The sequence below is a fragment of the Nonomuraea sp. NPDC005730 genome (genome assembly GCF_040630865.1).
GTDB lineage: Bacteria > Actinomycetota > Actinomycetes > Streptosporangiales > Streptosporangiaceae > Nonomuraea.
This window is the reverse complement of record NZ_JBEXYK010000016.1, coordinates 128,223-134,347: the sequence shown is the minus strand read 5'-3', so window position 1 is coordinate 134,347 and position 6,125 is coordinate 128,223. Positions and strand designations below refer to the sequence as shown.

Genomic DNA, 6,125 nt, shown 5'->3' with positions numbered 1-6,125 from the left:
GGGTCGTCCAAGGCGGCCAGATCAAGGTCGAGGACACCATCGGCACCGGGCGTGAGGTCTGCCTGGACGCCACCAACAGCCGGGCCAACAACACCAACGTGCGCCTGTGGACGTGCCTGAACCACCCCAACCAGAAGTGGGTCGTCCAAGGCGGCCAGATCAAGGTCGAGGACACCATCGGCACCGGGCGTGAGGTCTGCCTGGACGCCACCAACAGCCGGGCCAACAACACCGTGGTGCGCCTGTGGACGTGCCTGAACCACCCCAACCAGAAGTGGGTCGTCCAAGGCGGCCAGATCAAGGTCGAGGACACCCTCACCTGACCTCGGGGCTGACCGGCCCCCCGTTCCGCGACGGCGTCACCCACGTCGCTCGCGGGCCCGGCGGCCGGTCCGCCGTCGCCGTCACGGCCGGGCCGTGGCGGACCCCGTCAGTCCCTCGCGGAAGGCGATGGCCGCCGCCTCGGTACGGGGGCCGCGCCCAGTTTCGCCAGGACGTGGGAGACGTGCACGCCCGCCGTACTGGGCGAGATGTGCAGCCGGGCGGCGATCTGCCGGTTGCTCAAACCCGCGGCGATCAGGACGAGCACGTCGCGTTCGCGCTCGGTGAGCCCGTCCTGGGCCGGCGTGGGCCGCCCGAGCAGGGCGATCTCCCTGGCGAGCGGCGCCCGCGCCCAGCTCTTCGGCCGGCCGCGCGGCCTCCCCGATGCGGGCCGTGCCGCCGGGCCGGTCACCCGCTGCCGGCGCGGCCCGCGCGCCGTGGAAGCCGTGGAACAGGCTCAGCGCCAGCTCGTACGGCTGCCCGAGGTCCCGCCAGGCAGCCGCCACGTCGTCCCAGCCGTCGTCCTCGACCAGCGCGCGCAGCATGACCTGCCAGGCGCGGTCGAACGGCCCGTCCACGCCGAGCATCGCATCGACCGCGGCGAGCTCGGCCTGCCGGGCCGCGACCCGCTCGCCGGGCGCGCCGCGGGCCGGCCGCACGCCGATCCGACACCTACTCCCACGGTAACCCGCCCCTGAAATGTCACCGTGTACGCCCGTACGTCAGGAAGTTCCGACCTTATGATGATCCCCCTATGCGGGGAAAAATCGTGTTACTTGCGGTCTTATTGCTGACGGGCTGTTCGACGGACGAGCCGAAGGACTGGCTGCTCAAGGATCCGAGCCACTGGCCGCTGGCGTCGTTGCCGGCTTCGGCCTCCAAGTCGGGCATGCCGGACGGGGCGGACAAGGTGCTGGCGCGCATCCAGGTCGCGAAGTACGACATGGTCCCCTGGATCAACAGCAAGGGCGTGTGCGGGCTCGCCGACCAGGGGTCCTCCAGCGTCACCTTCAACATGAGCCAGGACCTGACGAAGTCCGAGGGCAACGTCGTCACCGCGGAAGAGGGCTTCGCCGGGCCCAAGGAACTCATGACCGGAACCAGTTCGGAGAGCACCGTGACACTGTGGTGCACCCCCACCCGGATGTTCGTCACCGTCGAGGCGAAGAACCTCGGAAAAGTGCAGCTTTACGGAAACGCGGCGGCAAAGAAGACCCAGGGGAAACTGATGGTCGTGGTGGGCACACCGGAGGCGGTCAAGCAGTCACTCCCCGGCGCGACCCTGATCGGCCGGTGACCACCACGGCCGCTCCGGCGCACAGCGTCAGGTCGAGCTGCCGATGAGCGATGGCCAGAAGGTGCACTTCGCGATGAAGTACCGGAGGACCGGCGGCTTCCACCCGCGTCTCCGACATCTCCTACCGCTGGAACTCCGAGGCGCCGAGCGGCACCCTGCGCTGCGCGGGGCGCACTTCCGGCGTCTGACACCTCCCGACCGCGAACCGCCCCTCCACGCGGAGGAGCGGGGGACGACGCTCACGTCCGGCCCCGCTTGCGGCGGTCCCTTCGGGAGGCCGGTCCGAGGTCGGGTGTCTTGTAGGTGACCAGGGGGATCGTGGTGGCCACGGGCGTGGCCAGGCCATGGTCGACGAGGTCGTTGATCACCTGCTCGATGCGTTTGTAGGCCGTGGGCGCCTCCTCGAAGAGGAGCTGGCGGTCGCCGCACACCACCACCGACCCCACCGGCGTGCGGCGCAGCTCTTCGACGGTGTGCTTGGCCCGGCCGCGGCGCAGGGCGTCCGCCCGCGACATCTTGCGGCCCGCGCCGTGCGCCACGGAGTGGCCGGCGTCCGGCCCGGCGTGGGCGGCCACGAGGTAGGACGGGGTGCCGCGGGTGCCGGCGATGAGCACGTCGCGGCCGTCGCCCGGCGCCGCCCCCTTACGGTGCAGGTAGCGGCCGTCGCGCAGTTCGACCAGGTTGTGGCACTGGTCGAGGATCGGCTCGGCCGGCTCGAACCCCAGCGCGTGGGCGACCCGGGCGGCCAGCAGCCGCCGGTTGAGCGACCCCCACCGTACGGCCTGGTCGTGCCTGGCCAGGTAGGCGCCGGGATCAGGGGCGGGGCCCGCGCCGTGGACCTCGGTGTGCTCGCGAAGGATGCGTTCGCCCAGCCCCCGTGAACCGCTGTGGACGACGAGGACCAGGTCACCGGCGTCGAGACCGAGCCGACCGGCGTGGCCCGGCTCGAAGACGGTCCCGATCCGGGCCAGCTCGACGAAGTGGTTCCCGCGGCCGACCGTCCCGAGGCCCTCGACATGACCGGCGGGGACGTCGTCCTTCATGACGGCCCAGGCGGGATCGTCGGCATCACGTTCGGGGTCCAGCGCACGATCGAGGTCGGGGAAGCGGGCGGCGAGCTTCTCGGGTACGGCGCGCTTGAGCCTGACGGGGAACACGGCGATGCCGCACCCGATGTCGGAGCCCACCAGGAACGGGTACAGGACGGCCGACGTCATGGCGGCCCCGACGGGCGCGCCCTTGCCGGGGTGCAGGTCCGGCATGGCGGCGACGTGCGTCATGCCGTCGAGGGCGGCCACCTGACGGCACTGCGCGACGGCGTCGGACTCGATCCAGCTGGTGGGGGAGGCGAACACGGTGACGGTGGCCCCCGTGACCGGAGCGGGCGGGGCCGGGTGTTGCTGAGACAAAGACGCTCTCTTCCCTGCAGAAGGGTATGGACAGGCGGCATCACGACGCGAGCCGGCGTCGTGGCATCTCGAAGGGTGGGGGTGATCCGTCAGAGCCTCATGGGCACCACGTTCTCGAAGCCACGCCGTCCCAGGCAAACGGTTTTCGGCCCGGCGAGGGCGCCGCGGTGCTCAGTCAGACCAGGGTTCGGGTTCGGTGACCCAGCCCGCGGCCATGATGAGCCGGCTCCGGCGGTCAACCGTGAGGAACACGAAGGGACGGCTGAAGTCGAGCTCGACGTGCCTGACGCGGTACCGGGACGGCGGGGGCATTCCGCCTCCGACGGCGCCGAAGGCGGTGATCGCGGCCACTTCGAAGCCGGCGGCCTGGAAGGCGGCGACGACGTTCTGCCGGGCCTGCGTGACGGCGAGCGGACGGGTGCTGATGCCGGGGAAGTGCCCGCGGGTCGGGTCGGTCACCGCTGCCAGGCCGAAGACCTCGGGCAACTCCAGGAGGTCGTGCGTGGCGGTGACGGCCAAACGCGGGACTCTGACGTTCAGCACGTCCTCAGGGACGTGGTCGCGTACGCGGCGGACAGTCATCCCGGGGCCCGGACATCAGTCCGGGCGTGCCCGGCCGTCCCGCCGCTCCTCCACCATCGGGCGCGCGAGCAGCCTGTCGATGCTGCGGCGTTCGCGTTTGGTGGGACGCCCCGCGCCACGAGCCCGGACGGCCACCGCCACGGTCTCCTCGCGGGGAGGCGGCGGAGGGCTCTTGTCGACGTAGCACTCGGCGGCCACGGCGGCGCCGACGCGCTTGGTGATGGTGCGGGAGACCACCACGATGCGTTCGCGCCCATCGTGCCGTAGCCGGATCTCGTCTCCGACCCGTACGGCGTGCGCAGGCTTGACCCGCACCCCGTTGACCCGGACGTGACCGCCCCGGCAGGCGTCGGACGCGATCGAACGGGTCTTGGCGAGCCGAACCGACCAGATCCAGCTGTCCACCCGCACACTCAGCTGCTCACCTGCCACCCCGCCACTGTACTGAGAACGCCACACCGCCGGCATCCACGTTCTGCCTGGCTCGGGGCTGGTTGATGGAAGCCAGCGCATGCCGGGCGGCCTGTTGGTAGTGCTCGTCGGCCCATACATGGCAGTCCGTCACGCGGGCCCGGCCGTATGCGATGGTTTCCAGTGCCGGTACGGACGCTTCCGCCGCTGAGCCGATCCTGCCCAGCGCCTCGACGGCGAGGAACTCGGAGGGAGCCCGTCGATGTCCCAGATCCGACAGTGGCCTGGCGGTGATGGCCTCCAGCAGCGGCGTGACGAGCCCTTCGCTGTCACCGGTGATCGCGAAGAGGGCACGGGCGATCGCGACCCGGTCGTACAGGTGGCCATGCTCGGCATCGTAGAAGTGCCGGCGCAGCACTGGCGCGGCGATGGCGGCGGCGGGACCGAGCTGTTCGAGCATGGGGGCGACGTCGCGAGCGGCATGGCCGCCGTATCGTTCGAGGTGTGCGGTCAGCAGCGCCGGGGCCTGCCCAGGGTCGCCGGTGATTCTCCACAGCGCCCAGGCCGCCTCGTGCTGGTCACGCCCGTCGTCGAGCAGAGCACGTATCTGAGGTTCGACGTCGGCGGCGGCCGGGCCCATCGCGCCGAACAGCGGCAGCACAACGGAGAGGTACATCGGTGCCAAGCGGGCGGCGATCGCCGGCGCCAAGGGCGCTGCCGCCGCTCCCCAGGAGATCAGCGCGTCGAGGCAGTCGACATACTTCAGGCCGGCCTGCTGGTCCGAAGGGCCGAGATAGCCTTCCAGCGTCGACATCAGCGCGTCCGCGTGCGCCACCAGAGCTGGAACCATGTCCCGGACGTTGAGGTGTTTGACGTGGCCGTGCCTGTCCTGGAAGGCGGCGGCAAGCCAGGGGATGCAGCGGCCGTCGCCGAGCATGGCCAGCCCTTCCACGGCGGGCGCGGCTGCCTCCGGCCACGGCTCGGCGGGGTCTCCCGTGAGCATCGCGGCCAGCACGTCCGCGTACGCCGCGGCGGCTTGGCCGGAGCCGGCGATCAGCTGAACGGCATATCTCAGGGCGTCCTGTTGGCTGTTCTTGGGCCGCGATACGGAAGCCAGATCACGCGCCAGGTCGGCAAGCAGCGGAAGCAACTCGGCCGGCGCGGCACGCCAGTGCCAGATCGCCTCCCGGGCACTGTGCAGACCTCGGTCGATCTCTTGGTGTCCAGGACGGAGTAGCAGATCGCGGGTCACTTCCCGCTGCCAATGTTCCGCCCCCACCAGCGCCGTATTGAGGGGCGTGATGCCGAGGCCGTGCCATTCGAAGCGCTCCAGCACCGAACCGGCGTCAGCGTGTACGTCGGCCATCAGTTTGATCAGCGCGTCGTCGTCCGGTTCCGCTGTGGGATCCGACAGCGCGAGTCCTGCCGCGGCGATGGCTCGCAGGTCGCGATGCACAGAGGGGTCGCTGAGCAGGCTGTAGAACCACGCCGCGTGATCGGCCGCCGCCAGCCATGCCACAGCCAGTACGCAGGCCACCGCTCCGGTGTCGCCCGGCCGCCTCGCCGCCTTCTCGGCCCGCGCGCGCAACGCAGGAACACTCTGCGGCATGGCCTCCGGCAGGCAGGCCAGCAGACGTGCCACCTTCGCCACGACCTTTGACGAGACGTCGTCCAGCAATCGCACGAGCGTGTCGACGTGCTCGACCATGGCATCCCGCGCCAGAGCCGCGTGGTCAGGCTCGGGACCGGCGGTGGGATCCCGGAACACGTCGCGATGGGGCTGAGCCTTCGCCATGGCGGTCATCAGGTCCACGATCAGCCCACGGTGAGGCTGCCGCGCACCCCTGACCAACTCCATCAGGTACGGCACCAGGTAGGGAGCCGCGGCGTACAGCTCCTGGCACGCGATGTCGTGGAACAAACCGTCCCACAGCCGTCCTACCGGCGACTCCCCCCGCATACCCGAAGGTGCCGCCGCGATCTCCCTCAGGAGCTCGGGCGCCGCATCCGGGCCATCGGGCCAGTAGCCCAGTCGCGCCCACGGCACCTCGTCCACAGCCTCGAACACCGCGCTACCTCTCTGAACACTGCAACCGCAACACCGT

At 70.8% G+C, this 6,125-nt stretch carries 8 protein-coding genes; 3 read left to right on the top strand and 5 right to left on the bottom strand.

The genetic code is table 11. The features are described from left to right. Positions 1-323, top strand: a 323-nt coding sequence (locus ABZ444_RS21220) for a ricin-type beta-trefoil lectin domain protein (RefSeq protein WP_357999346.1), incomplete at its 5' end; no start/stop codon positions are given. Between the two features lie 107 nt (positions 324-430). Here ABZ444_RS21220 and ABZ444_RS21215 read toward each other — a convergent pair. Continuing rightward, complete coding sequence (locus ABZ444_RS21215) at positions 431-589, bottom strand: helix-turn-helix transcriptional regulator (RefSeq protein ID WP_357999417.1); 159 nt, start codon at positions 587-589, stop codon at positions 431-433. Between ABZ444_RS21215 and ABZ444_RS21210 the strand changes: the two genes are divergently transcribed. Both ABZ444_RS21210 and ABZ444_RS21205 read left to right on the top strand, forming a co-directional pair. Continuing rightward, entirely contained in the window at positions 531-1,019 is a 489-nt protein-coding gene (locus ABZ444_RS21210; protein ID WP_357999420.1) for a hypothetical protein, read from the top strand. The two genes, ABZ444_RS21215 and ABZ444_RS21210, sit on opposite strands and share 59 nt — an antisense overlap. 56 nt (positions 1,020-1,075) lie before the next feature. Next, complete coding sequence (locus ABZ444_RS21205) at positions 1,076-1,618, top strand: hypothetical protein (protein WP_357999343.1); 543 nt, start codon at positions 1,076-1,078, stop codon at positions 1,616-1,618. Between the two features lie 239 nt (positions 1,619-1,857). Here the strand turns inward: ABZ444_RS21205 and ABZ444_RS21200 are convergent, their stop codons facing one another. The 4 genes from ABZ444_RS21200 to ABZ444_RS21185 all read right to left on the bottom strand — a co-directional run bounded on the left by ABZ444_RS21200 (position 1,858) and on the right by ABZ444_RS21185 (position 6,088). Continuing rightward, positions 1,858-3,027, bottom strand: a complete 1,170-nt coding sequence (locus tag ABZ444_RS21200; RefSeq protein ID WP_357999340.1) for an RNA ligase RtcB family protein — start codon at positions 3,025-3,027, stop codon at positions 1,858-1,860. A gap of 171 nt (positions 3,028-3,198) precedes the next feature. Then, a complete protein-coding gene (locus ABZ444_RS21195) occupies positions 3,199-3,609 on the bottom strand; it encodes a serpin family protein (protein WP_357999337.1) in 411 nt (136 codons plus the stop codon). A gap of 15 nt (positions 3,610-3,624) precedes the next feature. Then, a complete protein-coding gene (locus ABZ444_RS21190; protein ID WP_357999335.1) occupies positions 3,625-4,041 on the bottom strand; it encodes an RNA-binding S4 domain-containing protein in 417 nt (138 codons plus the stop codon). Continuing rightward, entirely contained in the window at positions 4,031-6,088 is a 2,058-nt protein-coding gene (locus ABZ444_RS21185) for a hypothetical protein (protein WP_357999332.1), read from the bottom strand. Before ABZ444_RS21185 ends, ABZ444_RS21190 begins: the two co-directional genes overlap by 11 nt. Positions 6,089-6,125: the final 37 nt, after the last annotated feature.

Coding starts and splice junctions, on each gene's coding strand:
- ABZ444_RS21205 (WP_357999343.1), top strand. CDS start 1,076: ATGCGGGGAAAAATCGTGTTACTTGCGGTCTTATTGCTGACGGGCTGT.
- ABZ444_RS21195 (WP_357999337.1), bottom strand. CDS start 3,609: ATGACTGTCCGCCGCGTACGCGACCACGTCCCTGAGGACGTGCTGAAC.
- ABZ444_RS21210 (WP_357999420.1), top strand. CDS start 531: ATGTGCAGCCGGGCGGCGATCTGCCGGTTGCTCAAACCCGCGGCGATC.